This is a genomic window from Algoriphagus sp. (assembly GCF_024305035.1).
GTDB lineage: Bacteria > Bacteroidota > Bacteroidia > Cytophagales > Cyclobacteriaceae > Algoriphagus.
The window spans coordinates 1-2079 of record NZ_JAMWZB010000040.1; the positions used below are offsets into that span (position 1 = coordinate 1).

Genomic DNA, 2079 nt, shown 5'->3' on the forward strand with positions numbered 1-2079 from the left:
TCTGCTGTAATGTTCAGCGTTGCTGGAGTGATCGCAAAGTCTGCTCCGGTGTAGTCGATCGTATAGTTGTCTCCGGCACTGAGGCTTCCTTGTAGGATTCCATAGGTGCCCACATCCTCTCCGCTTTCTCTTTCCAGTTCACCGGTCAGAATACTTTCTCCATCCCCATTTTTAAAGTCGGTGGCTTGGTAGCTGAACGTGGGATCGACATCCCCGTAGGTCTTGCTTTGATTCGCATCTGCTGTCACCGTCAGGGTTGCTGGAGTAATCACAAAGTCTGCTCCTGCAAAGTCGATCGTATAGTTAGCTCCCGCGCTTAAGCTACCCAGGTTGATCGCATAGCCTCCCACATCCTCTCCGCTTTCTCTTTCCAGTTCACCGGTCAGGATACTTTCATCATCCCCCGGACCAAAACCGGTGGCCACATAAGCAAAGGTTGGATCGGTATCCCCGTAGGTTTTGCTCTGACCCGGAGTCACTGTGATGGTCAGGGTCTTCTCGGTAATCTCAAAGTCTGCTCCGGTATAGTCGATCGTATAGTTGTCGCCTGCATCCAGACTACCTAGGCTGATCGCATAGGTTCCAATATCCTCTCCAGGCTGTCTACTCAATGTGCCGCTCAAGATGCTTTCATCGTCCCCATTTCCAAAGTTGCTGGCTGTATAAGTTAGCGTTGGGTCAGCTTCTCCATAGACCTTACCCTGATTTAGACTAGCAACTACACTTAACGTTCTTTCGGTAATTTCAAAGTTTGCTCCGGTATAGTCAATCGTATAGTTGTCTCCTGCGCTCAAGTCACCTTCGGTGATCGTATAGGTTCCTACATCCTCACCTTCGACTCTGCTTAGGGATCCAGTCAGAATGCTTTCATCGTCCCCATTTTCAAAGCCTGAGACCCCATACGTAAAGGTTGGGTCGACATCCCCGTAGATTTTGTTCTGATCAGCATCAGCGGTAACGGTTAGGGTCGCTGGGGTGATTTCAAAATCTGCCTCAATCAAATTAATGGTGTAATTAGGCCCGGCATCTAAAGTTCCCATGCTAATTTCATAGGTTCCCACATCCTCGCCAATTTCCCTTTCAAGAGCTCCGGTCAGAATACTTTCATCATCACCTCCTTCAAATCCAGTGGCTTCAAAGGTAAATTCCGGATCATCCTCTCCAAATACTTTGCCTTGTCCTTCATCAACAACCACATCAAGTATTTTTGGATTTACCACCACAGTGACTTGTACCGTTACCGAATTCGAATTCCCGTTTATATCTGTGACAGTAAAAGTCACATCATTAACTCCTTCATTGTCTCTTGTGAAAATCGCAGGACTAACAGAGTACCCAGAAATACCACAGGCATCTGAAGAACCATCATCAATCATAGTTGAGAATAATATATAAGAACCAAAGGCATCTACATTGACTGTAATATCTTTGCCCCTTACTTCAGGACCTGTATTATCCTTCACATTGATAGTGGACATCCAGTTACTGGAATTTCCAGCTTGATCCACCGTAGTCAAATTAATACTGTTATTTCCTACATCTGAACATCCAAAACTCCCTTTACTGAGTTCTAATGTAATGTTATTTACAGAAGAATTATCATCTGCTAAGCTTATAATGATATCATTGGGATCCAGAGTGGCATTTCCATCAGAGTCAAGAATAAGATCTTGATTAGCCAGAATATCCGCTGTTGGAGCTGAAGTATCAATTACCAAAATCAAGGCCGCAGATTCTGAACTACTATTTCCTGCAAGGTCAGTTTCAGTTACCGTTATTGCATGTACACCAGAAGACAAATTACCACCAGGGGTAAATGACCATTCCCCAGTACCATTGGCAGTTGCCGACCCCAAAGCCCCATCTAAATCACTGGTAACACTGATCGTGCTACCTGCCTCAGCAACACCACTAAAGGTTGGGGTTAAAACATTGGTAATATTATCAGTATCAGACACTCCAGAATCAGATCCGGATTCCAAATCAGGCGCATTTGGAGTATCAGGAGCCTGAGTATCTATTGCATAGTTATTCGAATCTGTGCTGCCTGAACCTGCATTTCCTGCCTGATCAGCAATT

The 2079-nt window shown here is 45.1% G+C and carries 1 protein-coding gene; it reads right to left on the reverse strand.

Annotated features, from left to right (window positions below; genetic code table 11):
• Window positions 1–2079: MBG domain-containing protein (locus Q0L00_RS17845; protein WP_297338279.1), on the reverse strand; the 2079-nt coding region annotated here is incomplete at both ends.